Source organism: Streptomyces sp. enrichment culture (genome assembly GCF_964273145.1).
Taxonomy (GTDB): domain Bacteria; phylum Actinomycetota; class Actinomycetes; order Streptomycetales; family Streptomycetaceae; genus Streptomyces.
Genome location: NZ_OZ186873.1, coordinates 752,982 through 778,633, shown reverse-complemented (window position 1 = coordinate 778,633; position 25,652 = coordinate 752,982). Strand labels below are relative to the sequence as shown.

The 25,652-nt window shown below is 75.5% G+C and carries 24 protein-coding genes; 14 read left to right on the top strand and 10 right to left on the bottom strand.

Going from position 1 to position 25,652, the window contains the following annotated elements; all coding sequences use genetic code 11:
* Positions 1-8: 8 nt before the first annotated feature.
* From ACSU6Z_RS03565 to ACSU6Z_RS03550, 4 genes are all read right to left on the bottom strand, one after another.
* A complete protein-coding gene (locus ACSU6Z_RS03565; RefSeq protein ID WP_437042772.1) occupies positions 9-188 on the bottom strand; it encodes a hypothetical protein in 180 nt (59 codons plus the stop codon).
* Positions 189-445: 257 nt separating this feature from the next.
* A complete protein-coding gene (locus ACSU6Z_RS03560; RefSeq protein ID WP_437042770.1) occupies positions 446-1,177 on the bottom strand; it encodes a class I SAM-dependent methyltransferase in 732 nt (243 codons plus the stop codon).
* Between the two features lie 546 nt (positions 1,178-1,723).
* Positions 1,724-2,599: an undecaprenyl-diphosphate phosphatase gene (locus ACSU6Z_RS03555; protein ID WP_437042768.1), complete on the bottom strand. Its 876-nt coding sequence runs from the start codon at positions 2,597-2,599 to the stop codon at positions 1,724-1,726.
* A 271-nt stretch (positions 2,600-2,870) separates the two neighbouring features.
* Positions 2,871-3,659 (bottom strand): TVP38/TMEM64 family protein, encoded by a 789-nt coding sequence (locus tag ACSU6Z_RS03550; RefSeq protein WP_437042767.1) that lies wholly within the window; start codon positions 3,657-3,659, stop codon positions 2,871-2,873.
* Positions 3,660-4,162: 503 nt separating this feature from the next.
* Between ACSU6Z_RS03550 and tuf the strand changes: the two genes are divergently transcribed.
* The gene (tuf, locus tag ACSU6Z_RS03545; protein ID WP_437042765.1) at positions 4,163-5,332 is read left to right on the top strand and encodes an elongation factor Tu; all 1,170 of its coding nucleotides are present in this window, start codon (positions 4,163-4,165) and stop codon (positions 5,330-5,332) included.
* Positions 5,333-5,652: 320 nt separating this feature from the next.
* Complete coding sequence (locus ACSU6Z_RS03540) at positions 5,653-6,498, top strand: spermidine synthase (RefSeq protein ID WP_437042763.1); 846 nt, start codon at positions 5,653-5,655, stop codon at positions 6,496-6,498.
* Here the strand turns inward: ACSU6Z_RS03540 and ACSU6Z_RS03535 are convergent.
* Positions 6,460-7,770, bottom strand: a complete 1,311-nt coding sequence (locus ACSU6Z_RS03535; RefSeq protein WP_437042760.1) for an MFS transporter — start codon at positions 7,768-7,770, stop codon at positions 6,460-6,462. The genes ACSU6Z_RS03540 and ACSU6Z_RS03535 overlap by 39 nt on opposite strands.
* Before the next feature lie 280 nt (positions 7,771-8,050).
* On the opposite strand from ACSU6Z_RS03535, the gene ACSU6Z_RS03530 reads away from it, so the two are divergent.
* Entirely contained in the window at positions 8,051-8,704 is a 654-nt protein-coding gene (locus ACSU6Z_RS03530; RefSeq protein WP_437042758.1) for a DedA family protein, read from the top strand.
* An 11-nt stretch (positions 8,705-8,715) separates the two neighbouring features.
* Here the strand turns inward: ACSU6Z_RS03530 and ACSU6Z_RS03525 are convergent, their stop codons facing one another.
* Positions 8,716-9,252 carry a gamma carbonic anhydrase family protein gene (locus tag ACSU6Z_RS03525; protein WP_437042756.1) on the bottom strand — a complete coding sequence of 179 codons (537 nt, stop codon included), beginning with the start codon at positions 9,250-9,252 and terminating at the stop codon, positions 8,716-8,718.
* Between the two features lie 107 nt (positions 9,253-9,359).
* Here ACSU6Z_RS03525 and ACSU6Z_RS03520 point away from each other — a divergent pair, with 107 nt between their 5' ends.
* From ACSU6Z_RS03520 to ACSU6Z_RS03510, 3 genes are all read left to right on the top strand, one after another.
* Positions 9,360-10,238: an acyltransferase gene (locus tag ACSU6Z_RS03520; protein WP_437042754.1), complete on the top strand. Its 879-nt coding sequence runs from the start codon at positions 9,360-9,362 to the stop codon at positions 10,236-10,238.
* A 66-nt stretch (positions 10,239-10,304) separates the two neighbouring features.
* Positions 10,305-10,877 (top strand): helix-turn-helix domain-containing protein, encoded by a 573-nt coding sequence (locus ACSU6Z_RS03515; protein WP_437042752.1) that lies wholly within the window; start codon positions 10,305-10,307, stop codon positions 10,875-10,877.
* Positions 10,878-10,920: 43 nt separating this feature from the next.
* Complete coding sequence (locus ACSU6Z_RS03510; RefSeq protein WP_437042751.1) at positions 10,921-11,478, top strand: YbaK/EbsC family protein; 558 nt, start codon at positions 10,921-10,923, stop codon at positions 11,476-11,478.
* Between the two features lie 32 nt (positions 11,479-11,510).
* On the opposite strand, the gene ACSU6Z_RS03505 is transcribed toward ACSU6Z_RS03510, so the two are convergent.
* Together ACSU6Z_RS03505 and ACSU6Z_RS03500 are read right to left on the bottom strand one after the other, a co-directional pair.
* Entirely contained in the window at positions 11,511-12,740 is a 1,230-nt protein-coding gene (locus tag ACSU6Z_RS03505; protein ID WP_437042750.1) for a 4-hydroxybenzoate 3-monooxygenase, read from the bottom strand.
* A gap of 101 nt (positions 12,741-12,841) precedes the next feature.
* Positions 12,842-13,249: a CoA-binding protein gene (locus ACSU6Z_RS03500; RefSeq protein WP_437042748.1), complete on the bottom strand. Its 408-nt coding sequence runs from the start codon at positions 13,247-13,249 to the stop codon at positions 12,842-12,844.
* Between the two features lie 129 nt (positions 13,250-13,378).
* On the opposite strand from ACSU6Z_RS03500, the gene ACSU6Z_RS03495 reads away from it, so the two are divergent.
* The 7 genes from ACSU6Z_RS03495 (at position 13,379) to ACSU6Z_RS03465 (ending at position 22,087) form a co-directional block, all read left to right on the top strand.
* On the top strand, positions 13,379-14,005 hold the full coding sequence (locus ACSU6Z_RS03495; RefSeq protein ID WP_437042746.1) for a YigZ family protein: 627 nt from the start codon (positions 13,379-13,381) through the stop codon (positions 14,003-14,005).
* 146 nt (positions 14,006-14,151) lie between these two features.
* Positions 14,152-14,994 carry an SDR family NAD(P)-dependent oxidoreductase gene (locus ACSU6Z_RS03490; protein ID WP_437042744.1) on the top strand — a complete coding sequence of 281 codons (843 nt, stop codon included), beginning with the start codon at positions 14,152-14,154 and terminating at the stop codon, positions 14,992-14,994.
* Between the two features lie 170 nt (positions 14,995-15,164).
* A complete protein-coding gene (locus tag ACSU6Z_RS03485; RefSeq protein WP_437042742.1) occupies positions 15,165-16,121 on the top strand; it encodes a hypothetical protein in 957 nt (318 codons plus the stop codon).
* Positions 16,122-16,263: 142 nt separating this feature from the next.
* Complete coding sequence (locus tag ACSU6Z_RS03480) at positions 16,264-16,641, top strand: peptidase inhibitor family I36 protein (RefSeq protein ID WP_437042741.1); 378 nt, start codon at positions 16,264-16,266, stop codon at positions 16,639-16,641.
* Between the two features lie 265 nt (positions 16,642-16,906).
* A complete protein-coding gene (locus tag ACSU6Z_RS03475; protein WP_437042739.1) occupies positions 16,907-18,070 on the top strand; it encodes an exonuclease SbcCD subunit D in 1,164 nt (387 codons plus the stop codon).
* 43 nt (positions 18,071-18,113) lie between these two features.
* Positions 18,114-21,107, top strand: coding sequence for an AAA family ATPase (locus tag ACSU6Z_RS03470; protein WP_437042737.1), 2,994 nt, complete (start codon positions 18,114-18,116; stop codon positions 21,105-21,107).
* Between the two features lie 134 nt (positions 21,108-21,241).
* Entirely contained in the window at positions 21,242-22,087 is an 846-nt protein-coding gene (locus ACSU6Z_RS03465; RefSeq protein ID WP_437042735.1) for an SDR family oxidoreductase, read from the top strand.
* Positions 22,088-22,126: 39 nt separating this feature from the next.
* On the opposite strand, the gene ACSU6Z_RS03460 is transcribed toward ACSU6Z_RS03465, so the two are convergent.
* Both ACSU6Z_RS03460 and ACSU6Z_RS03455 read right to left on the bottom strand, forming a co-directional pair.
* On the bottom strand, positions 22,127-23,818 hold the full coding sequence (locus tag ACSU6Z_RS03460) for a DUF885 domain-containing protein (RefSeq protein WP_437042733.1): 1,692 nt from the start codon (positions 23,816-23,818) through the stop codon (positions 22,127-22,129).
* 93 nt (positions 23,819-23,911) lie between these two features.
* Positions 23,912-24,388 carry an Lrp/AsnC family transcriptional regulator gene (locus tag ACSU6Z_RS03455; protein WP_437042732.1) on the bottom strand — a complete coding sequence of 159 codons (477 nt, stop codon included), beginning with the start codon at positions 24,386-24,388 and terminating at the stop codon, positions 23,912-23,914.
* A 59-nt stretch (positions 24,389-24,447) separates the two neighbouring features.
* Between ACSU6Z_RS03455 and ACSU6Z_RS03450 the strand changes: the two genes are divergently transcribed.
* Positions 24,448-25,623, top strand: a complete 1,176-nt coding sequence (locus ACSU6Z_RS03450; RefSeq protein ID WP_437042730.1) for a trans-sulfuration enzyme family protein — start codon at positions 24,448-24,450, stop codon at positions 25,621-25,623.
* The last annotated feature ends 29 nt before the right edge of the window (positions 25,624-25,652 follow it).

Here is a 25,652-nt window from a genome sequence, read left to right as displayed (position 1 = left end):
GCCGCCCCTCACGCCGCCTCGATCACCTCTCCGCGGATCGCGGCCGCCCACTCGACCACCAACAACTCGTACTCCGCGCGCTCCTTGGCCGACAGGGATCCGCACGCACGCCGCCACAGGTCACGGATCTGCTCGTTCAGCTCTGCGGCGGACCGCACGGAACCAGGGGTCACGGAATCGGGGGACATGCGGACAAGCCTAGGGGCAAGCACTGACACTCCGCTACCGGACGGCTACGCAACCCGCCGGAGGCCCATGACGAGGGCGTGCCGCCCGCCCCCCCGGCCGAGCGGCCCGGCCCGCCGGACGGGGCCGGCGCGGGCACCCCGGACCACCGCGTGGTCCGGAGGAAGACCCCGGCCGGCCGCCCCGGGCCCGAGGCGCCGGCCGGGACGGGAGCAGCGCTCCCGCGGTCGCGCGACCCTCACCGCGCCGGAGGGGCTCCTCAGGAGGCGCGGCGGAACAGGGCCGTCCAGAGGAAGGGTTCGCCGAAGAGCGGGGAGTCGTCCGGTTCGTCGCGCATGCGGCGCAGCTCGACCTCCGCCAGGTCGGAGAAAATCCAGCGCAGGGAGTCCGGCGTGTAGGCGAGGCCGCCGTGGAGGCGGGAGTGGCGGTAGAAGTCCGCGTCGGGCAGTTCGGAGCCCATCGCGCCGGAAGCGAAGCAGGTGAGGGCGAAATGGCCGCCGGGGGCCAGGACGCGATCGAGGAGGGCGAGGTAACTGAGTCGGCGGTGCGGCGGCAGGTGGTGGAAGCAGCCGGAGTCGTAGACCAGCTCGTACGGGCCGCCGAGATCGCCCGCGGTCAGGGCGAAGGCGTCACCGCAGTGGAAGCGGACGTCGGCCCCCGCCGCGCGGGCGCGGTCCTCGCCCCAGGCGACGGCCGCCGCGGAGAGGTCGACGGCGTCCACCTCGAAGCCCTCGGCGGCGAGGTGGAAGGCGTTGCGGCCGGGGCCGCAGCCCAGGTCGAGGGCGCGTCCCGGAGCGAGAAGGCCCCGGTCGATGTAGGACACCAGGTTCTCGTCCGGTTTCGCCGCGAAGAACGGCACCGGCCTGGAGCGGTCCGCGTAGAAGCCGTCCCACCACGAGGCCGCACCGGCCGTCCAGCGGTCGGCCTCCGGCGCGAACAGGCCGTCCAGGAGCCGCAGCACGTCGTCCACCGTACGGATGTTCCGGTCCATCCGGTCCCCCCTTCCCGATGCGGAGAACATAGGCCCGCGTGATGCGAAAGGCCAGCTCGGACGATGTGGCGGAAGGGCGTCACCGAGCGTCTGGAGGGCTTGGACCGGGAAGGGGAGGTCCCCCCTCCACGGATACGGGCAGCGGATCCTCCGGGCCCCGCCGAAGGGCGTCAGGGAGCCGATTCCGGCTGAGCCGGGGTGTCTTTTTCTTCCCGGGCGCCGCCGTCGCTCACGGCCGCACGGAGCACTCGATCACCACGCACGCCCGTCCGGTCGGGGCCGGCGTCCGGAAGCGGCGTCCGATGGGACCGGTGGGCCGGACCGGCGCCTGGCCGGCCGGCCCCCGGCACGCGCCCGCCTGTACGGGAACGCGCGGAACCCTCACCCCCGCTCCGGGCCCCGCACGGTCGTCACCGTGGACGTCCCGGGCCCGCTGGTGGCGCGGTGTCCCGCCGCGGTGTGATCGGGCCTGGCCGGCGTCGTCCGGGAAGGAGGATCCGCTCCCGCGCCGGGAGGTTCGGGTCCGCCACGGACGGCCCGTCCGGATCAATGGGCCGGCTCGCCCGCGTGGGGGCTCAGGACGCCCATGCCGACCAGCGCGATGATGAGCACGCCGAGGGCGATCCGGTACCACACGAACGGCATGAAGCTCTTCGTGGAGATGAACTTCATGAACCAGGCGATCACGGCGTAGCCGACACCGAAGGCGATGATCGTCGCGAAGATCGTCGGTCCCCAGGACACGTGGCCGCCCTCCGCCGCGTCCTTGAGTTCGAACAGGCCGGAGGCGAGGACCGCCGGGATGGCCAGCAGGAACGAGTAGCGGGCCGCCGCCTCGCGCCGGTAGCCCATGAACAGGCCGCCGCTGATGGTCGCGCCGGAGCGGGACACCCCGGGGATCAGGGCCATGGCCTGGCAGACGCCGTAGATCAGGCCGTCCCGGACGCCGAGGTCCTGCAGGGTCTTGCGCTGCATGGGCGCGCGGTGCCGGCCGCCCTTCTCGTCCCGGGCCGCCAGCCGGTCGGCGAAGCCCAGGACGACGCCCATCCCGATCAGCATGGCCGCGGTGATCCGCAGGTCGCGGAACGGCCCCTCGATCTGGTCCTTCAGCGTTACGCCGAGCACACCGATCGGGATGGAGCCGACGATGACCAGCCAGCCCATGCGCGCGTCGGGATCGCCGCGCATGCCCTTGTCGGTGAGCGAGCGGGTCCATGCCGAGATGATCCGCCCGATGTCCTTGCGGAAGTAGATCAGCACGGCGGTCTCCGTGCCGATCTGGGTGATCGCCGTGAAGGCCGCGCCCGGGTCCTCCCAGCCGGAGAACGCCGCCGTCAGCCGCAGGTGGGCGCTGGAGGAGACGGGGAGGAACTCGGTCAGCCCCTGGACGAGTCCGAGGATGAGGGATTCAAACCAAGACATGGGAGTACGGAGTCCAAGTGCCGATCGTGGGAACGGGCGAGGGACACACCCGGCCGCTGTGCGCGGCGATCAGTGATCGGGCGTGTCGAGGGGCAGCGTAGCGCCCTCCGCTGACAGGCCGGGCACAGGGGCCGGGCCCGGCCCGCCGCGGGCCCCGTGACCGCCCCGCCGGGCCCCCGGGCGGACCTCCGGGGCCGCGTCGAGGTCCGCGGGCGACCCGCGGGGCGGCCCCGGGCGGGTGCTGGGCGGTCCTTCGCCGTCCGTCCGGCCGTCAGCGCGCCCGCAGGTGGTGGCGCTTGCGCCAGGCCACCACCGCACCCACCAGGCCGGGTACGGCGATGCAGGCCAGTGCGATCAGGAAGGCGGGCGACGTCGGGGCCGAGGCGCGGGAGCCGGCGACGACGTACGCGGCGGTGTTCGGGACGGACCCGAGCGCCGTCGCGAGCAGGAACGGCGGCAGGCCCATGCGGGAGACGGCGGCACAGTAGTTCGCGGCGGCGAACGGCACCCCGGGGAACAGCCGCGCCGCCAGCATCGAGCGGAAGCCGTGCCGGCTGAGCTGCCCGTCCGCGGCCTTCAGCCACCGGCCGCGCAGCAGCGGGCGCAGCGCGTCCTGGCCCAGTACGCGGCCCAGGCAGAACGCGATCCCGGCGCCCAGCACCGTGCCCGCCAGGGCCGCGCCGAGGCCCGCCTGGGAGCCGAACAGCGCGCCGGCCGCGAGGTTCAGCAGCGGGCGCGGTACGAACGCCACGGTGCACAGCCCGTACGCCACCGCGTACGCCAGTGCCGCCGCGGCTCCACCGAGTTGCGGCGGCCAGCCGTCCACCAGCAGCTTCTGCGGCTCGAACAGCAGCACCGCCGAGGCGGCCACGGCGAGCAGGGCGACGAGCAGGGACAGGCGCGACCAGGGCGAGAGGAGGACTCTCGCGCAGCGGGCGGCGGGACCGGCGGCGACGGGCGGGGCGGGCACGGCCCCGGGCACGGCGGCGGCGAGCTCCGTGGCGGCGGCCCGGGGAGAGGCGGTGGCGGTGCCCCCAGAGCGGGTGGTGGCATCGAGCATTCGGTGACAGTAACCGACACCTATGTGTGATCGCCGTATGGTTCGCCCCACCGGCCCCACCGGCCCCACCGGCCCCACCGGCCCCACCAGCGCGCGAACCGGCGGGCGCCGCGCGGGGAAGCGGCGGAAAACCATTCGACGCGGAGCGGGGCGTGGGCGAGGATCGGTCTCATGTTCCGGTACGCCTTCCCCCTCGCCGCATCCGCCGCCGCGGATGCCCCGAAGGCTGCCGTTCCCGTCCTCGTGGCCGCCGTCGACGGCGCCCGAGGCTGACCCTTCCCGGATCGTCCGGCGGACCCCGCAGGGGGAGGGTCGGTACCACCCCGGGGTCCCCGTCCCGCCGCGTGCCCCAAGGGCCGCGCCGGGGCCGTCACCCGTCTCCCCGGTACGCCATCGGGCAACACGGCGCATCACCGACGTAACACCGACGTGTCGATGACGCATCGCTGACGCATCGAGAGGCGACCGGGAGACGACCGAGACCGAGACTTCGAGGTACCACCATGCCCAAGACGGCGTACGTCCGCACCAAACCGCACCTGAACATCGGCACGATGGGCCACGTCGACCACGGCAAGACCACCCTGACCGCCGCCATCACCAAGGTCCTGGCCGCCCGGGGCGCCGGCGCGTTCGTGCCGTTCGACCGCATCGACCGGGCGCCGGAGGAGGCGGCCCGGGGCATCACCATCAACCTCGCGCACGTCGAGTACGAGACCGACACCCGGCACTACGCGCACGTGGACATGCCCGGCCACGCCGACTACGTCAAGAACATGGTCACCGGCGCCGCCCAGCTCGACGGGGCGATCCTCGTCGTCTCCGCGCTCGACGGGATCATGCCGCAGACCGCCGAGCACGTCCTGCTCGCCCGGCAGGTCGGCGTCGACCACGTCGTGGTCGCCCTGAACAAGGCCGACGCGGGGGACGAGGAGCTGACCGACCTGGTCGAACTGGAGGTCCGCGAACTGCTCACCGCGCACGGGTACGGCGGCGACGCCGTGCCCGTCGTACGGGTCTCCGCGCTGAGGGCGCTTCAGGGGGACCCGCGCTGGACGGCGTCGATCGAGGCGCTGCTCGACGCGGTGGACACGTACGTGCCCCTGCCCGAGCGGTATCTGGACGCGCCGTTCCTGCTGCCGGTCGAGAACGTCCTCACCATCACCGGGCGGGGCACGGTCGTCACCGGCGCGGTCGAGCGCGGCACCGTCCGGACCGGCGACCGGGTCGAGGTGCCCGGTACCGCCGTGGAAACCGTCGTCACCGGCCTGGAGACCTTCGGCAAGCCGATGGAGGAGGCGCAGGCCGGGGACAACGTGGCGCTGCTGCTGCGCGGCGTCCCCCGCGACGCGGTGCGCCGCGGGCACGTGGTCGCGGCGCCGGGCAGTGTCGTGCCGGGCCGCCGGTTCACGGCGCGGGTGTACGTCCTCTCCGCGCGCGAGGGCGGTCGTACGACTCCGGTGTCGACGGGTTACCGGCCGCAGTTCCACCTCCGCACCGCGGACGTGGTCGGTGACGTCGACCTCGGCGGGGCCGGCGTCGCCCGGCCCGGTGACACCGTCACCATGACGGTCGAACTGGGGCGCGCGCTGCCGCTGGAGCCGGGCCTCGGCTTCGCCATCCGCGAGGGCGGGCGGACCGTCGGCGCGGGGACGGTGACGTCGGTGGGCTGAGCGGGGACCGGGACCCGCCACCCGGGGGCCGGAGTCCGTCCCGGCCACCCGCGGGTGGCCGGGACGACGGACGCGGTCCGGCCGGGCACGGGGTGGTGCGGGCCGGCCCCTGTGCCGGGCGGGCCGGCCGTCCCGCCCGCGCCGGGCCGTTTCGGTGCCGCGCGGGCGGTCCGGCCGACCGGCCCGGCCCCCGGCTGCGGCCGGGCGTGACCGGACCGGGCTCGTCCCGGGTGACGGCCGGACGGGAAGAGGGCCGGCGGCCGGGGACCGGGAGACGCCCGCCGGGATCCGCGCGGGCGCCGTACCGGCACAATGAGCGCGTGAACGAGCCGATCCCCGTGAGCCGAGCCGTCGATCACGGCACCGCCAAGCTGATGCCCGACGTCGACCGGGAGCGGGCCTGGCTGCTGACGGTCGACGGGGCGCCGCAGTCGTACGTCGACCTGGACGCGCCGGAGCACCTGGAGTTCGAGTACGCCCGGCGGCTCGGGCACGTCCTGGACACCGTCGCCGAACCGGGGCGCGCGCTGGACGTGCTGCACCTCGGAGGCGGCGCGCTCACCCTGCCCCGGTACCTGGCCGCGACCCGGCCCGGCTCCCGGCAGGACGTCGTGGAGGCCGACCGCGGCCTGCTGGAGCTGGTCGCCGAGCACCTGCCGCTCCCGGACGGCGCCGGCGTCGCCCTGCACGCCGCCGACGCCCGCGCCTGGCTGGAGGCCGCGCCCGCGGACTCGGCCGACCTCCTGGTCGCCGACGTCTTCGGCGGCTCACGCGTGCCCGCGCACCTGACCTCCGTCGCCTACGCCCGCGAGGCCGGGAGGGTCCTGCGGGACGACGGCGTGTACGTGGCCAACCTGGCCGACGGGGCCCCGTTCGCCTTCCTGCGCTCCCAGCTCGCCACCTTCGCGGAGGTCTTCGGGGAACTGGTGCTGATCGCCGAGCCGGGCGTGCTGCGCGGACGCCGCTTCGGCAACGCGGTGCTGGCGGCGGCCCACCGCCCCCTGCCCGTGGCCGCGCTGGCCCGGCTCGCCGCCGCCGACGCCTTCCCCGCCCGGGTGGAACACGGGCCGGCGCTGCGGGACTTCACCGGCGGCGCCCGCCCGGTGCGGGACGAGGACGCCGTGCCGTCACCCGAGCCCCCCGACGGGGCGTTCGGCATCGGCTGAGCCCTCGCCGGCCCCCTGGCCGCCCCGGGTCACGGGCTTCGTGCGGCGCCGCAGGTTCCGCACGTCCGGCACGCACAGCACCAGCGCCGTCATCAGCACGATCAGCGCCGCGCAGCCCCACAGCGACGGCGTCCGCCCGAACGCCTCCTCGGCCGGGCCCGCCAGCGCCGTCGCCAGCGGCATCAGCGCCACCGAGCCGAACCAGTCGTAGGCCGACACCCGGGAGAGCTTGTCCTCCGGTATCTCCTGGTGCAGCGCGGTCATCCAGGAGACGCCGAAGACCTCCAGCGTGACGCCGGTCACGAACATCACCGCGCACAGCACGCCGATCGGGACCGGGACGGCGAGCGCCGCGGAGGGCAGGGCGAGCGGGAAGACGCACAGCGTGCCCGCGAGCAGCAGGCGGCGCGGCTTCCAGCGGGTCATCAGCAGCGCGCCCGCGACCGTGCCGGCGCCGAAGAAGCCCAGCGCCAGGCCCCACGGGCCCGCCCCGCCCAGGTGGTCCCGGGCGACGAGGGGGCCGTAGACCGCGTCGGCCGCGCCGACGACCGCGTTGGCGATGGAGAACTGGACGACGATGCCCCACAGCCACGGCCGGCCGGCGACCTCCCGCCAGCCCTCCCGCAGGTCGGAGAGGAGCCCGCCGCCCGGCTCCCGCGGCGGGATGTGACCCACGTCGAGCAGGCCGCGCAGCGCCCCGGCGACCGCGAACGCCGCCGCGTCCGCCGCGAGCACCCAGCCCGGACCGATCACGGCGACCATCGCGCCGCCCAGCGCGGCGCCGCCCAGGGCCGCGCCCTGCATCGCCATCCGGAACACGGCGAAGGCGCGGCCCGCCTGCTCGCCCCGGACCGAGGACATCAGCATGCCCTCGGCGGCCGGACTGAAGAACGCCTGGCCGGTGCCGCCCAGCGCGGTCAGCAGCATCATCTGCCACAGCTGTGCCCGACCGGTCAGGACGAGCGCGGCGAAGGCGGCCTGCGACAGGCAGTTGAGGGCGTTGGCCGCGACCATGACCCGGTGCCGCGGCAGGCGGTCCGCGACGGCGCCGCCGATCAGCAGGAACAGCACCAGCGGCAGCGTGCGGGCGGCGGCCACGAGGCCCACGTCGCCGCCGTCGCCACCGGCCTCCAGCACGGCGAACGCGGCGGCGATCAGCGCGCCCTGGCTGCCGAGGCTCGTGACCACCGCGGCGGCGGTCAGCAGGGAGTAGTTGCGGCCCGCCCAGGCGGGTCCGCGGGGACGTCGGGAGGCGGTGGCGGTCGTGGTCACGGCCCGACTATCGCCGCAGGCCGTCCGAGTTGCCAAATGGCTTGCGGCCCGCCTCGCGGCGACGTCCGGCCCCGCAAGGATCCCGGAAGCGCCCCGGGGCGGTGGGCCGCTGCGACCCGCGGCGCTGTGGTCCGTGACACCTCCGTCCCCGCGGGACGCGGGGGCCTGCCGGTGACCCGGTAGGCTTCCCGGGCGTGCGCCGCCTCGCGCGCACGCCCGGGAGAACCGCGCACGTCCGGGAAGCCCGGGCGGCAGGGACGCGAAACGGGAGGATGGGGCCTTGCACGTCCAGGAGTGGCTCGACACCGTGCCCGCGGCAGCCGTCTACGCCGTCGTGGGACTGGTCATCGGACTGGAGAGCCTGGGCATCCCGCTGCCGGGCGAGATCATCCTGGTCTCGGCAGCCCTGCTGTCCTCCCAGCACGCCGGCGTCGACCCGGTGATCCTCGGCGCGTGCGCCAGCGCCGGCGCCGTGATCGGCGACTCCATCGGCTACGCCATCGGCCGCAGGGGCGGACGACCGCTGCTGGCCTGGCTGGGGAGGAAGTTCCCCGGGCACTTCAGCGAGGGCCACATCGCCACCGCCGAGCGGTCCTTCCGGAAGTGGGGCGTGTGGGCCGTCTTCTTCGGCCGCTTCGTCGCCCTGCTGCGCATCTTCGCCGGCCCGCTGGCGGGCGTGCTGCGGATGCCGTACTGGAAGTTCCTGATCGCCAACGTCCTCGGCGGCATCGTCTGGGCGGGCGGCACCACCGCCGTCATCTACTACGTCGGGATCGTCGCCGAGTCCTGGCTCAAGCGCTTCTCCTGGCTGGGCCTGGTGGCCGCCGTGCTGATCGGCCTGACCTCGATGCTGGTCCTCAAGCGCAGGGCGCGGGCGGCGGCACCGCGGCAGGCGCCGGCGGCCGAGCCGGAGACGGTCCCGGCCACCGACTGAACCCCGAGGCGTCAGTGCGGGCCGCCGTGGACCTCGCGGTGCGCCTTGGCCAGCTCCGCGTACCTCGTCCCGTTCAGGGTGACGCCCTCGCGTTCCCCGTCCGTCAGCTGCCGCCTCACCGTCGCCGGCACGCCCGCGACGAGGGAGCCCGGGGGCACCCGCATGCCCTGCGGGACCAGGGCCTGGGCGGCGACCAGGGAACCGGCGCCGATCACCGCGCCGTTGAGGACGGTGGCGCCCATGCCGATCAGGCAGTCGTCCTCGACGGTCGCGCCGTGCACCACCGCGTTGTGCCCGATGGAGACGCGCTCGCCGACGGTGACGGGGAAGCCGGGATCGGCGTGGAGGGTGCAGTTGTCCTGGACGTTGCTGTCCGCCCCGACCGCGATCCGCTCGACGTCGCCGCGCAGCACCGCCCCGTACCAGACGCTCGCCCCCGCGCACAGGGTCACGTCCCCGATGACCGTGGACGTCGGCGCCACGAACGCCTCCGCGTCCACCTTCGGGTCCCTGCCGCCGATGCCTCTGATCAGCGCCTCGTGCGTCATCGTCGCCTCCTGGTCGGGTGATGTACGGCACCGTACGCCACCCGGTGGGGTGAAGATCACAAGACCTGGGCGGTGGCGGCGCCGCGCACGCTGAGTACGGTAAGCGGGTGCCCGAGCCCAAGAACACGTTCTCGTCCTGGCGGCGCCGCCTCGCACAGCGCGCCGTCCACGCGGGGTGGGCCTGGGCGCAGCGCACGGGGTCCGTCACCACCGAACACCCCGGGCGCTTCCGCTTCGGCGCCCTCGGCACCGGCACGCGGCTCGCCTTCCCGCTCGGCACGGTCTTCGGCGAACCGTGGATCCACCTGGGCGCCCACTGCGTCATCGGCGAGCAGGTCACCCTCACCGCCGGACTGATGCCCGACCTCGACCTCGGCCCCGAGCCGATCCTGCGCATCGGCGACGGCGTCGTCCTGGGCCGCGGCAGCCACGTCATCGCCGACACCGCGGTCACCATCGGCAGCGACTGCTACTTCGGGCCGTACGTCTACGTCACCTCCACCAACCACTCCTACGACGATCCCCACCAGCCCATCGGCAAGCAGTGGCCCCGGATGGAGCCGGTGTCGATCGGGCCCGGCTGCTGGATCGGCACCGGCGCGGTGATCCTGCCGGGGGCGCGGATCGGACGGAACGTGGTGGTGGCCGCGGGCGCCGTGGTCCGCGGCACGGTGCCCGACCACAGCGTGGTCGCGGGCGCCCCCGCCCGGGTCGTACGGCGCTGGACCCCCGCCGACGGCTGGCAGCCGCCGCTCAGGACCCCGGCGCCGGTGCCCGTACCGGAGGGCGTCACCCCGCAGCAGCTGCTGGCGCTGGCGGGGGCGGTGGACGGGGAGGCGATGGACGGGGGGACGACGACCGCCGTGGGGACGGGCGCGGGCCGGCCCGGCACCCCGCCACCGGAATCCGCCGGGCCCTCCAGGGGGCTGGTGGCCAGGGCGAGGAGAGCCGTCACGGGACGGTGGCCGCGCAGTACAGTTCAGTGAACGATCGGGTGCATCACACCGCAGTTCAGCGAGATGTACCGAGTCATCCATGACATTGGACGGAATGTGTCGGACCTCGACCTGCTGACCCAGTCCCTGGCGCGCAACGTCAAACGCCGGCGCACCGAGCTCGGCTTCACCCTCGACGCGCTCGCCGCCCGCGCCGGGGTCAGCCGCGGCATGATCATCCAGATCGAGCAGGCCCGCACCAACCCCAGCCTCGGCACGGTCGTCAAGATCGGCGACGCCCTCGGCGTCGGCATCACCACCCTGCTCGACCACGCGCAGGGCCCCAGAGTCCGCATCGTTCCCGCCGAGCAGGCCGTCCGGCTCTGGCACACCGGTGCCGGCAGCTACAACCGGCTCCTGGCCGGCACCGAGGCGCCCGGGCCGCTGGAGATGTGGGACTGGCGGCTCATGCCCGGCGAGAGCAGCCCGTCCGACCCGCACCTCGCCGGCACGGTCGAACTCGTGCACGTCACGGCCGGGGAACTGACCCTCACCGTCGACGGCGCGGCGCACCGCGTCCCGGCGGGCGCCAGCGCCTCCTTCGAGGCCGACGCCCCGCACGCCTACGGCAACGACGGCGACGTGCCCATGGAGATGGTCATGGCGGTCTCGGTCCCGCCCGTCCGCTGAGACACCCGGCCACCGGGCCGCCCGACGTTGCTAGCGTGCGGCCATGCACGCACCCATCGGACACTTCGACAACGCCCGGCCCGCGCCCGACTGCCTCGGCGAACTGACCCGACCGGTCGCCGACGCGGTGCGCCACTGGCGCGGCAGCGTCCCCGCCGACCAGATCGTCTACGTCGACACCGAACCGCAGTGGGCCGACACCGCCACCTTCGTCGAGCACTACGGCCGCGAACTGCTCGAACAGTCCGCCAACTGCGTGGTGGTCACCGGCAAGCGCGGCGGCGAGACCACGCTCGCGGCGTGCGTGGTGCTCTCCACCACCCGGGTCGACGTCAACGGCGCCGTCCGCCGGCACCTGGGCGCCCGCAAGGCGTCGTTCGCCCCCATGGAGACGGCCACGGGGGAGACGGGCATGGAGTACGGCGGCATCACCCCGGTCGGCCTGCCCGAGGGCTGGCCGGTCCTGGTGGACCCGGCCGTCGCCGACCTGCCGTACGTCCTCGTCGGCAGCGGACGCCGGCGCGGCAAACTGCTGGTCCCCGGCAAGGCGCTCGCCGAACTGCCCGGAGCGGTGGTGCTGGAGGGGCTGGGCGTCGCCTGACGCCTGGGACCGGTCGGCGCCGGGACGCCGGGTCAGTGGACGGCGTCCTTTCCGGTGTACAGGTCGGCGAAGGCCGCCGCCGCCGGAGGGGAGGCGAGCAGGCGGCGCAACCGGGCCAGCGTCGTACCGGCGCGGAACGGGTCACCCGACGAGGCGCCGTGGAACACGTCGGACAGCCACAGCGAGAACTCCTGGTACTGCCACACGCGCCGCAGGCTCGCCTCGCCGTACTCCCGCAGGCCGCGCTCGTCGTCCGCGGTGAGACGGGCGACGAGCGCGTCGCCCAGCAGGAAGGCGTCGTGCAGGGCGAGGTTCATGCCCTTGGCGGCGATCGGCGAGGTGAGGTGGGCCGCGTCACCGGCGAGGAGGAGACGGCCGTACACCATGGGCTCGACGACGTAGTCGTGCAGGTCCAGGACGCGCTTCTCGATCAGCCGCCCCTCGGCGAGCGGCTCGGCGCCACGGGCGGCGAGACGGTGGCGGAGCTCGGTCCACACCCGGTCGTGCGGCCAGTTCTCCGGGTCGTCGCCGGGAGGGCATTGGAGGTAGTAGCGGGTGACCTGCGGGCTGCGGGCCATGTGCGCGGCGAAGCCCCGCGGGTGGATGCCGAAGACGACGCAGTCGCAGGACGGCGGCGCCTCGGCCAGCAGCGCCAGCCAGCCGATCCCGTAGGCGTGCCGCGAGGTGCGCTCCGGTGGCAGCGCGGTCCGCGTCACCCCGCGCGCCCCGTCGCACCCGGCGACGAAGTCGCAGCGCACCAGCCGCCGTTCGCCCGTGTCCGGGCAGAGGTACGACACCGCGGGCCGGTCCGTGCCGATGTCGTGCAGTGCCACGTCCCGTACGCCGAAGGCGATCGCGCCGCCCCGCACGTCCGCGTACTCGCGGACCAGTTCCGTCACCAGCAGCGGCTGCGGGCAGACGAAGTGGCGGTGCCCGGTCAGCTCGGTGTACCGGAACCGGTGCCGGTCGCCGCCGACCCGGAACTCGCACTCGGTCTGCGTCGGCACCGCGTCCAGCAACTCCCGGGCCACGCCCCGTCGCCGGAGCTCACGCACCGCCCACTCCTCGACGAAGCCCGCCCGGGGCCGCCGCTCGATGAACTCCCGGCTCTCCGTCTCCAGCACCAGGCAGTCGACGCCCGCGGCGCGCAGGATGGTGCCGACGGTGAGCCCGGCCGGGCCGGCACCGACGACGACGACCGGGAAGTGCCGCGGGGCGGTGGCGACGCGGCCGGTGTGCGGATGGGGAAAGTGCGAGGTCATCCGCGCATTATCGCCGGGAGGGCCGGCGGTGGGCGCGGGGAGGCGGCGGCCCCTTCCGCACGGGCGCGCCGCGGGGACCGGGCCGCCGGTGAGCGGGCGGATCAGCCCAGGCGCGGAATCTCGATCGCGGGGCAGCGGTCCATCACCATCTCCAGCCCGGCCGCCCGCGTCCGCTCGTAGGCGGCCTCGTCGACGACCCCCAGCTGGAACCACACCGCCTTCGCGCCCCCGGCGACCGCCTCGTCGGCGACCGGCCCGGCCAGCTCGCTGTTGACGAACACGTCGACGACGTCCACGTCGAAGGGGACGTCCGCGAGGGAGGCGTACCCCGGCTCGCCGTGCACCGTCTCCGCCCTGGGGTGGACGGGCACGACGCGCTTGCCGAAGCGCTGGAGCACCTCGGCGACGCCGTACGCCGCGCGCCGGCGGTTGTTCGACAGGCCCACCACGGCCCAGGTGTCGCCGAGCTCGGTGAGGATCTTGCGGACGGTTGCCTCGTCGCCGTACATCGGCGGCCTCCTCGGACTGCTGGACGCGCTGTCGTCCGGACAACGCCGGCGCCGCGTCACCGATTCCCGCTGCCCGCCCCGCCACCCCGGGTGAGCAGGTGTTCCGCGCGGTCCCCGTAGGCTGGCCGGATGCAGGACGAGTACCGCACGGTCGCCCGCGCGGGCGTGCACGAAACCGAGATCAACCGCTCCCGCTTCCTGTGCGCCCTCGCCCCGGCGGCCACCGAACGGGAGGCGCAGGACTTCGTCGCGGCCGTGCGCAAGGAGCACGCGGACGCCACGCACAACTGCTGGGCGTACGTCATCGGCGCCGACGCCGCCGTCCAGAAGGCCAGCGACGACGGGGAACCCGGCGGCACCGCCGGCCTGCCCATGCTCCAGATGCTGCTGCGCCGCGACATGCGGTACGTCGTCGCCGTCGTCACCCGCTACTACGGTGGCGTCAAACTGGGCGCCGGCGGACTCATCCGCGCCTACGGAGGGACGGTCGGCGAGGCGCTCGACGCCATCGGCACGATCACCCGCCGCCGGTTCCGCCTGGCCACCGTGACGGTCGACCACCAGCGGGCCGGCAAGCTCCAGAACGACCTGCGCGCGACCGGGCACGCGATCCGGGACGTGCGCTACGGCGAGGAGGTCACCCTGGAGATCGGCCTGCCGGACGCCGACGTGGAGGCCTTCCGCTCGTGGCTGGCGGACGCGACCGCGGGGACGGCCCGGTTCGAGCCGGGCGGGGAGGCGTACGGGGACGCGTGAGCCGCCGCGGGACGGGGCACCGGAGGCGGAGCGGCGGACGGTGCGCGAGACTCGGGCGGGTACGACCAGGAGCGGTGTCCGCCTGTCCCGGAGGACCGCGGGCCCTCGGCGAGGTGGCGGACCCGCGGCGGAAAGGATGGACGGGCATGACACAGGACCGGACGCGTGGCGTGGCGGTGGTGACCGGGGCGTCCTCGGGCATCGGGACCGAGTACGCGCAGCGGCTGGCCGCGGACGGGTGGGACCTGGTGCTGGTCGCCCGGCGCGCCGAGCGCCTCACCGGCCTCGCCGGGCGGCTGCGGGAGACGGCCGGTATGACGGTGGAGACCGTGGTGGCCGACCTCGCCCGGCCGGCCGACCTGGCCCGGGTGGCGGAGCGGGTCGCCGCCGGTGACGTGGGCCTGCTGGTCAACAACGCGGGGATCAACGGGTACGGGCCGTTCACCGAGGTCGATCCCGGCCTGCTGGCCAAGGTCGTCGAGGTGAACGTCGTGGCGCCCACGGTGCTGGCCCGCGCCGCGCTCCCCGCGATGACGGCACAGGGCCGCGGCGCGGTGATCAACGTGGCCTCGCTGCTGGCGTTCGCCGGGTCGCAGCCGCCCGGATCCCTGCCGCACCGGGCCGTCTACGCGGGCACGAAGGGGTACATGGTGACGTTCACCAGGACCCTCGCCGCCGAACTGGCCGGCACGCCGGTGCGGGTGCAGGTCGTCTGCCCCGGCCTGACCGCCACCGAGTTCCACCTCGGCGCGGGCGACACCCCGGTCGAGGGCGAGCGGCGCGTCCACGACGAGGGCGGCATGCCCGCGGCCGACGTGGTGACCGCCTCACTGGCCGCGCTGGCGGCGGGCGAGGTGGTGTGCGTGCCGGGCCTGGCGGACGCCGGCGCGGTGGAGCGGCTGGTGGAGGCGGAAGTCGCCCTGCGGGGAGGGTCGGGCGCCTCGCTCGCCCCCCGTTACCGCGACGGGCACGGACCGGGCGCGTCGTAGGACGCCGCGGATTCCTCCCCGCCGCCCGGCGGGTTCTCGCCGGGCGGCTTCCCGGTCGCCCTATCACTTCCGAGGATCACAACCACCCCCGCCTCCCCTCTAATGGGAATCGAGCCGACGGGAAGTCGGAGGACGGCCGACCCGGTCCGCGGGACCGGACGAAGGCGGGGGTGACCACGGTGCGGGCTTTCGGATTCGTCGCCATGGCGGCGCTGTCGATGTGCGTGGTGTCCACGGCGGGTGGCTGCGCGGAAGGCCCGGGCCGGGACGACGCGGGGAAGCCGCAGTCCGTACCGGGGTCCGTCCGGGCCCAGGACGACCTGCTCAAGCGCGCCGAATCCACGCTGGCCCAGCGGTGCCTGGCCGAGCGCCGGGTGACGCCGCCGCCGGCGCCCCCCGGCCCGGACACCGGGGACCGGACCGGCGGCGGCCCCGCACCGGACAGCCGGGAAGCCGCGGCACGGCGTCCGTTCCCCTACGGGATCGACGACCCCGCCTGGGCCGCCCAGCACGGCTTCGGCGGCGCCGCAGAAACCGCACGCCGGCACGGCGAGGACGGCGCCCGCGCACAGGAGCCGCGGTCCGACGCGCAGGAGGCACGGCGCCAACAGCGCTTCCTCGACGCGATGTTCGGCACCGGACGCCGCGAGCTGTCCACCCGGACGGCCACCGGACTCGTCGTCCGGGCCAACAGCGACGGGTGCCTCGCCGAGGCGCAGCGCGTCCTGTACGGCGACCAGGCGCGCTGGTTCCGCGCCACGGTGGCGGTCGACAACCTGGAGGCCGCCGCGCACCACCGGGTGACCCGGGACCCCGCCTACCGGGCCGTACTCGCCCGCTGGGCCCGCTGCGTCGCCCCGGTGCACAAGGCCGACGACCCCGGTGAGCTGCGCGACGCGTGGCAGCGCCGCGCCCGCGGCCTCCCACCGGACCGCGCCGCGGCCCTGCAGCGGCGGTACGCCGTGGCCGAGGCGCGGTGCGTGCGGAGCACGGACCTCGCCGGTACGGGCGCCCGGCTGGAGCGACGCCACACGGCCGACCTGCGGGCCGAGTACGCCGACCTGATCGCCGACCACCGGAGCATGCGCGAGCGCGGCCTGCGCCACGCCGTGCGGCACGGCCTCTGACACCTCCTCGGCAGACTCCCGGAGCCAGACCGGCCAACGGACCGACCGGCCGGCCGGGCACCGGGTCCGGCGAGTGCGTCCCGCCGGGACCACTCGGTTCCACCCACCGTGATCACCGATCACCACCGAAAGGAACGACACCATGCGCAAGACCATCGCCACCACGGCCGGCCTGATCCTCGCCACCGCCGCCACCCTGGCCGCCGTCCCCACCACGGCCCAGGCCGCCGCCCCCTGCGCCCGCGGGAACTTCTGCGCCTACACCGACGCCAACTTCGGCGGCCTGGGCGTGAGCTGGTCCGGCGACGACGGCTGGTGGGAGGGCAACATCGCCGACCAGGACAGCTCCTGGGCCAACCGAGGCATCTCCGGTCCGGGCATCAAGGACCACGTCAAGGTCTACGCCAGCGCCTGGCAGGGCGGCGGCGTCACCATCTGCCTGCGCCCCGGCCAGGAGGTCGGCTACAACGCCGGCGCCAACGACCGCGGTGACTCCCACATCTGGACCACCGGCTGCTGAACGCACCCGTCCGGACGGGCTCACCACCCGGGTACGGCACCCGGGCGGTGAGCCTCGGGCGTGACCCGCCGCCTCCCCGCGGCCCGCCCGGCCCCGGGGCGGGCCGCGGCCCCAGGACCGCCCCGTGTCCCCGGGGACGCCTGAGGGCGGTGAGGATCCGGAGGCCCGCGGGCGTTACCGTGGTGGGTGCTCACAGCGGGGCCCTGCGGGCCCGGTGCTGTCCGGAGGCCAGACAGAGGAGAGACATGCGGGGCGGAGCGGTGTCGTGAGGATCCTGCACACCTCCGACTGGCACCTGGGACGGTCGTTCCACCGGGTCGGCATGCTCGGCGCCCAGGCCGACTTCATCGGCCACCTCGTCACCACCGTGCGCGAGCGCGCCGTGGACGCGGTGGTCGTGTCGGGCGACGTGTACGACCGGGCGGTGCCGCCGCTGGCCGCGGTCGAGCTGTTCGACGACACCCTGCACCGCCTCGCCGACCTCGGCGTGCCCACGGTGATGATCTCCGGGAACCACGACTCCGCCCGCCGTCTGGGCGTGGGCGCCGGGCTGATCGGGCGGGCCGGCATCCACCTGCGGACCGAGCCCTCGGCGTGCGGCACCCCGGTGGTGCTGGCCGACGAGCACGGGGACGTGGCCTTCTACGGGCTGCCCTACCTCGAACCCGCTCTGGTGAAGGACGAGTTCGCCGTGGACAGGGCAGGCCACGAGGCCGTTCTCGCCGCCGCCATGAACCGGGTCCGCGCCGACCTCGCCACCCGCGCCCCGGGCACCCGCTCCGTCGTCCTCGCCCACGCCTTCGTCACCGGCGGCGAACCCAGCGACAGCGAGCGGGACATCACCGTCGGCGGAGTGGCCGCCGTGCCCGCCGGGGTCTTCGACGGCGTCGACTACGTGGCCCTCGGCCACCTGCACGGCTGTCAGACCATCACCGAACGGGTCCGCTACTCCGGTTCACCGCTGCCCTACTCCTTCTCCGAGGCCGGCCACCGCAAGAGCATGTGGCTCGTCGACCTCGGCGCCGACGGCTCGCTGAGCGCCGAGCGGGTCGACTGCCCCGTGCCGCGCCCGCTGGCCCGCCTGCGGGGAAGGCTGGAGGACCTGCTCGCCGACCCGGAGCTGGCGCGGCACGAGGAGGCGTGGGTCGAGGCGACGCTCACCGACCCCGTGCGCCCCGCCGACCCCATGGCCCGACTCACCGAGCGGTTCCCGCACACGCTCGCCCTCGTCTTCGACCCCGAGCGCACCGCCGGGGACACCGGGGCCTCCTACGCCCGGCGTCTCGCCGACCGCAGCGACCAGGAGATCGCCGAGGACTTCGTCGCCCACGTGCGCGGCACCGGACCCGACGCGGACGAGCGGGCCGTGCTGCGGGACGCCTTCGACGCGGTCCGCGCGGACGCCGCCGCGCGGGAAGTGGCCCGGTGAGGACGGCGTACGGGACGGACACGGCGGACGGGGGAGGGGCCCGATGAGGCTGCACCGGCTGGACATCACCGCCTTCGGGCCGTTCGGCGGCGCGCAGAGGGTCGACTTCGACGCGCTGTCGGCGGCCGGGCTGTTCCTGCTGCACGGACCCACCGGCGCGGGGAAGACCTCCGTCCTGGACGCCGTGTGCTACGCGCTGTACGGCTCGGTGCCGGGGGCCCGGCACAGCGGTCAGGGCACGACCCTGCGCAGCGACCACGCCGCGCCCGCGACCCGCACCTCGGTGACCCTCGAACTCACCGTCGCCGGACGCCGGTTGGAGATCACCCGGCAGCCGCCCTGGGAGCGCCCCAAGAAGCGCGGTGCGGGCACCACCGTGGACAAGGCGCAGACCTGGTTGCGCGAGTACGACGCGAAGGCCGGGGCCTGGAAGGACCTCAGCCGCTCCCACCAGGAGATCGGCGAGGAGATCACCGGGCTGCTCGGCATGAGCCGCGAGCAGTTCTGCCAGGTGGTGCTGTTGCCGCAGGGGGACTTCGCGCGGTTCCTGCGCGCCGACGCCGAGGCGCGGGGCAAGCTGCTGGGCCGCCTCTTCGACACCCGCCGCTTCGCCGACGTCGAAAAGCGCCTGGCCGAGCGGCGGCGCGCCACCGAGGCGCAGGTACGGGACGGGGACGCCGCGCTGCTGGCCGACGCCCACCGCATGCAGCAGGCCGCGGGCGGCTCCCTGCGGCTCCCGGAGCTGACGCCGGGCGAGCCGGGCCTGGCCGCGGCCGTGCTGACCGCCGCCGCCGTCGCCCGCAGCACCGCCCGTGAACAACTGGCCATCGCCCGGCTGCGCCTGGCCGCGGCCGAGTCCGCCCAGACCGCCGCCGAGCGCGACCTGGCGGACGTACGGGAGAGGGCCCGGCTGCAGCGGCGGTTCGCCGAGGCGCGGCAGCGGGCCGAGCGGCTGGCGGAACGGGCCGGGGCCCACCGCGAGGCGCAGGAGCGCATGGAGCGGGCCCGCAAGGCCGAGGCGGTGGCACCCGCCCTGGAACTGCGGGACGCCGCCGACGCCGAGCACCGGCGGGCCGCCGCCGCCGAGGCACGCGCGCGTGCCGCGCTGCCGGACGCCTTCGCGGAGGCCGGTGCCGCCGGGCTGGCCGCCGCCGCCCGCCGGGCCGCCGAGGAGCTGGGCGGACTGGAGTCGGCCCGCCGCGCCGAGCGGCGGCTGGCCGAACTCGACGCCGAACGCGCCGACTTGGACCGCCAGGAACGCGCCGACGAGGACGCCCTGCACGAGGCGGAGAGCTGGCTCGCCGACTGGGAGGCCGCCCGTACCGGACTCCAGGCCCGTATCGACGCGGCCCGGGAGGCCGCGACCCGCGCCGAACAGCTCGCCGTGCAGCGGGAGCCCGCCCGGCAGCGGCTGGCGGCGGCCCGGCAGCGGGACCGGCTGACCGCCGAGACCGACGACGCCCGCCGCCGTGCCCTCGCCTCCGCCGAACACGCCGCCGAGGCCCGCACCCGTTGGCTCGACCTGAAGGAGCAGCGGCTGAACGGCATCGCCGCCGAACTCGCCGCCACCCTCGCCGACGGCGAACCGTGCGCCGTCTGCGGGGCCACCGAGCACCCCGCGCCCGCCCGCAAGGTCGCCGGGCACGTCGACCGCGAGGCGGAGGAACGCGCCCTCGCCGCCTTCCAGCGCGCCGAGGAGCGGCGCGCGGAGGACGAACGGCGGCTGGCCGCCGTGCGGGAGGCGCTGGCCGCCGCCACCGCCGAGGCGGGCGAGGCGCCCACCGGCCGGCTGGCCGAGCAGGCCGAGGAACTGGAACGGGCGTACGCGCAGGCACGTGCCGTGGCCTGCGGACTGCACGCCGCACAGGAGGAGCTGCGCCGGGCGGAGACGGAGCGGGAGGAGCGCATCGCCGCGCAGCAGCAGGCCGCGGTGCGGGCCGCCGCCCGGGTGGGCCGGCGCGAACGGCTGGAACGGGAAAAGGCGTCGCTGGAGGAGGAGTTGGCGCAGGCGCGAGGCAGCGCCGACAGCGTGGCCGCGCGGGCCGCGCAGCTGGAGCGGCGGGCTGCCGCGCTGACCGGCGCCGCCGACGCGGCCCGCGCCGCCGAGGACGCCGCCCAGCGCCTGAAGGACGCCGACGCCCGCCTCGCCGACGCCGCCTACCGGGCCGGCTTCGACACCCCGCGGGCCGCGGCCGACGCACTCCTCGACGACACCGCCCACCGCGCCCTGCGGCGGCGGCTCGACGAGTGGCAGACCGAGGAGGCCGCCGTCCGCGCGATCCTCGCCGAGGCCGACACCGCGGCCGCCGCCGCGCACCCGCCCGCCGACCTCGCCGCCGCCGAACGGGCCGCGGCCGACGCCGCCCGGCGGGTGCGCGACGCCGCCTCCGCGCGCGACGCCGCCGCCCGGCGCTGCGCCGAGCTCGACCGCCTCTCCGCGCGAGCCGCCGCCTCCGCGCGCCGCCTGGCGCCGCTGCGTGAGGAGTACGACCGGGTGGCCCGCCTGGCCACCCTGGCCGCCGGCACCTCCGCGGAGAACGAACACCGCATGCGCCTGGAGTCGTACGTGCTGGCCGCCCGGCTGGAACAGGTGGCCGCCGCGGCGACCGCGCGGCTGCAGCGCATGTCGTCCGGCCGCTACACCCTCGTCCACTCCGACGGCCGCACCGGGCGCGGCCGCAGCGGCCTGGGCCTGCACGTCGTCGACGCCTGGACCGGACGCGAACGCGACACGGCGACCCTGTCCGGCGGCGAGACGTTCTTCGCCTCCCTCGCCCTCGCCCTCGGCCTGGCCGACGTCGTCACCGACGAGGCGGGCGGCGTCCGCCTGGACACCCTCTTCATCGACGAGGGCTTCGGCAGCCTCGACGACCAGACCCTCGACGAGGTCCTCGACGTGCTCGACTCCCTGCGCGAGCGGGACCGCAGCGTCGGCATCGTCAGCCACGTCCCCGACCTGCGGCGGCGCGTCCACGCGCAACTGGAGGTCGTCAAGGGCCGGTCGGGATCGGTGCTGCGGCAGCGGGGCACCGCCTGAGACCCGACGGGCGGCGAGCAGCACGCCGACGGCGCCGTCGGGCGCGGCGGAAGGCGGCTGCCGCCCCGCGGGCGCCGGCTCCGCCGCCGACAACCGCGTGCGCGGCACCGCGGGGGCGGCCATCATGGGGTCCCATGCCCCTGCTTCCGCATCCCACCCCCGGCCAGTTGCGCCGCGACCCCCTGCCCCTGCGCGGCCGGACCGCCCTCGTCACCGGTGCCAGCAGGCGCGGCGGCATCGGGCACGCCGTCGCCCGGCGGCTCGCCGCATACGGCGCGAGCGTGTACCTGCACCACCACGTGCCGCACGACGCCGCCCGGCCCTGGGGCGCCGACCGGATCGACGACGTGGTCGCCTCCGTGCGCGAGGCGGCCGGCGATCCCGCCGCGGCCGTGCTCGCCGGACCCGGCGACCTCGCCGACCCGGCCGCCCCCGCCGAACTCGTCGCCCGGGCCGCCGGCGCGCTGGGCGGACGGCTCGACATCCTGATCGCCAACCACGCCCTCAGCGGCTTCGACGGCCCCCTGGACGCCCTCGACGTCGCGATGCTCGACGCGCACTGGGCGGTCGACACCCGCTCGGTGCTGCTGCTCGTGCAGGCCCACGCCCGGCTGCGGGCCGCGCTGCCGCCGCGCACCCCGGGCGGACGCGTGGTGATGATGACCTCCGGGCAGGACATCGCGGGCGGCATGCCCGGCGAGCTCGCCTACGCCCTCCAGAAGGGCGCCCTCGCCTCCGTCACGCGCTCGCTGGCGACGGCCCTCGCCGAGCGCGCGATCACCGTGAACACGGTCAACCCCGGTCCCGTGGACACCGACTACATGACCGGCGAGGACTACGAGGCCATCGCCGCCCGCTTCCCCGCCGGGCGGTGGGGCATGCCCGACGACCCGGCCCGCCTCATCGCGTGGCTGGCCACCGACGAGGCGGAGTGGATCACCGGGCAGGTCATCGATTCCGAGGGCGGCTTCCGCCGCTGACCGGTGTCCGGGCCCCGGCCTCGCGCCGGGGCCCCGGGTTCACAGCCGCGACAGCTCGTCCACCAGGTCGTCCAGGCCCAGGGAGCCCTGCGACAGGGCGGCCATGTGCCAGGACTTCAGGTCGAAGGCGTCGCCGTGCCGCTTGCGCGCGTTCTCCCGGCCCAGCAGCCAGGCCCGCTCGCCCAGCTTGTAACCGATCGCCTGCCCGGGAATCGTCAGGTAACGGGTCAGCTCGCTCTCCACGAAGTCCGCCGGACGGCTGCTGTGCGCGCCGAAGAACTCCTGCGCCAGCTCGGGCGTCCAGCGCTCGCCCGGGTGGAAGGGGGAGTCGGCCGGGATCTCCAGCTCCAGGTGCATGCCGATGTCGACGATGACGCGGGCGGCCCGCATCATCTGCGCGTCCAGGTAGCCCAGCCGCTCCTCCGCGTCCGTGAGGAAGCCCAGTTCGTCCATCAGGCGCTCCGCGTACAGCGCCCAGCCCTCGGCGTTGGCGCTGACCATGCCGACGGACGCCTGGTAGCGGGAGAGGTCCTCGGCCACGTGCGCCCACTGGGCGAGCTGGAGGTGGTGGCCGGGGACGCCCTCGTGGTACCAGGTGGAGACCAGGTCGTAGACGGGGAAGCGGGTCTGGCCCATCGTCGGCAGCCAGGTGCGGCCCGGGCGGGAGAAGTCCTCCGACGGAGGCGTGTAGTACGGCGCCGCCGCGCTGCCGGGCGGGGCGATGCACGACTCCACCCTCCGCACCCGCTCGGCCAGGTCGAAGTGGGTGCCGTCCAGCGCGTCGATCGCCCGGTCCATCAGGCCCTGCAGCCAGTCGCGGACCTCGTCGACGCCCTCGATGTGCCGGCCGTGCTCGTCCAGGTGCGCCAGCGCCACCCACGGCGTCCCGGCACCCGGCAGGACCTTCTCCGCCTCCTTCCTCATCTCCCCGAGCAGGCGGTGGTACTCGGACCAGCCGTACGCGTACGCCTCGTCCAGGTCCAGGTCGGTGCCGTTGAAGTAGCGGGACCAGCGGGCGTAGCGCTCCCGGCCCACCGTGTCCGGCGCGCCCTCGACCGCCGGGGCGTACACGTCGCGCATCCAGTCGCGCAGTTCGGCCACGGCGGCGGTCGCGGCACGGGCGGCCTCGTCGAGCTCGGCGCGCAGCGCCTGGGGACCGGCGGACGCGAAGTCCTCGAACCAGCCGCGGCCCTGACCGGTGTCGGCCCACTCGCCGAGCTGCTCGACGAAGGTGGCGGTCGGGCGCGGTCCCGCGTACAGCTTGCGTTCCAGGCCGAGGGCGAGGGATTCCCGGTAGCCCGCCAGCGCGTCCGGTACGGCGCGCAGCCGCTCGGCGACGGCCGCCCAGTCCTCGTCCGTCCCCGTCGGCGTCACGGTGAAGATCTCCCGGACCGCGTGCGCCGGCGTGCTCATGTTGCCGACCGAGCGCAGGCCCTCCTCGGCCTCGTGGACGGCGAGTTCGGCGGTGAGCCGCTCGCGCAGCAGCCGGCCGCAGCGCCGTTCCGCGTCGGTGTCCGCGCCCGGCCGGCGCTCCGCCTCGTCCAGCTTCGCGAGCGTCGCCCGCGCCAGCTCGGCCAGGGCCTCCTGCCCGGCGGGCGAGAAGTCGGGCAGACGGCTGGAACTCTCCTTCACGCCGAGGTACGTACCGGTGACCGGGTCGAGGGCGACGAGGTCGTCGACGTAGGCGTCGGCGACCTCGCGGGGCAGTGGGCTCGTGGTCGTCTCTGACATGCGGACATCCTCGTACGGAATCCGGTGCGCGTCAGCCCGGTTCATCGAACGCGTGCGCCGCGGCGGCCGGATTTCGCCCAGGGCGTGCCCCGGTCAGGGCGCGGGCGGCAGCAGGGGTCCGCAGTCCCACTGCTGGAAGATCAGCCGGGTCTCGACGCGCGCCACCTCCCGCCGGGACGTGAACTCGTCCAGGACGAGCCGTTGCAGGTCCGTCATGCCGGCGACCGCGACATGGACGAGGTAGTCGTCCGGGCCGGTCAGGTGGAAGACGGTCCGCGACTCCGGCAGCGCCCGGATCCGCTCCACGAACGGCTCCACCAGTTCCCGCCGGTGCGGTCGCACCTGCACCGACAGCAGCGCCTCCAGGCCGCGCCCCAGCTTCGCCGGGTCCAGGCGCAGCCGATGGCCGAGGATCACCCCGGCGCGGCGCAGCCGGGCCACCCGGTCCAGACAGGTCGACGGCGCCACCCCGACCTGCGCGGCGAGGTCGCGGTAGGTCGTCCGGGCGTCGTTCTGCAGCAACCGCAGCAGGTGGAGATCGACCGGATCCAGTACGACAGAGTCGGCCACCGGCCGAACGTAGCACGGGGCCCGGCCCCGGTGACCCGGCCCGCGTTCACTCTTGCGCCATGGACACGCCCACCGCATCGAGAGCACTGGCCACCGAGGCCGTGCACGCCGGCCGTGACGACCTCGCCGGACAGGGGCTGCACGCCCCGCCGATCGACCTGTCCACCACCTACCCCTCCTCCGACAGCCGCGGCGAGGCCGCCCGCGTCGACGCCTTCGCCGCCACCGGCGCGGAACCCGACGGTCCGCCCGTGTACGGGCGGCTGGGCAATCCCACCGTCGCCCGCTTCGAGACGGCGCTGGCCCGCCTGGAGGGCACCGAGGCCGCGGTCGCCTTCGCCAGCGGCATGGCCGCGCTGAGCGCCGTCCTGCTGGCGCGGGGCGCGGCGGGCCCGCGGCACGTCGTGGCCGTACGCCCCCTGTACGGGTGCAGCGACCACCTGCTGACCGCCGGGCTGCTCGGCACGGAGGTGACCTGGACCGACCCGGCGGGCATCACCGACGCGCTGCGTCCGGACACGGGGCTGGTACTGGTCGAGTCCCCGGCCAACCCCACGCTCGCCGAGGTGGACCTGCGGGCCGTCGCCCACGCCTGCGGATCCGTCCCCCTGCTGGTGGACAACACCTTCGCGACGCCCGTGCTGCAGCGTCCCGCCCGGCAGGGCGCCCGGCTGGTGCTGCACAGCGCCACCAAGTACCTCGGCGGGCACGGGGACGTGCTCGCGGGCGTGGTGGCCTGCGACGAGGAGTTCGCCGGCCGGCTGCGGCAGGTGCGGTTCGCCACCGGCGGCGTCCTGCACCCGCTCGCCGGCTACCTGCTGCTGCGCGGCCTGGCGACCCTGCCCGTGCGGGTCCGGGCGGCCTCCGCGAACGCCGCCGAACTCGCCCGCCGGCTCGCCGCCGACCCGCGCGTCGCCCGCGTCCACTACCCGCGCCTCGGCGGGGCGGTGGTCTCCTTCGAGGTCCACGGCGACCCGCACGGGGTCATCGGCCGCGTCCGGCTCGTCACCCCGGCCGTCAGCCTCGGCAGCGTCGACACCCTCATCCAGCACCCGGCGTCCATCAGCCACCGCGTCGTCGACGCCGGCGACCGCCGCGCCGCCGGGGTGAGCGACCGGCTGCTGCGGCTGTCGGTGGGGCTGGAGGACGTCGACGACCTGTGGGCCGACCTGGACGGGGCGCTGGGGGAGCGGGCGGCGGGAGCGCCGCGGGCAGGGGTACCGGCCCGGAAGTGAGGGGCGGGCAAGGGACGGTGCGCGGGCGG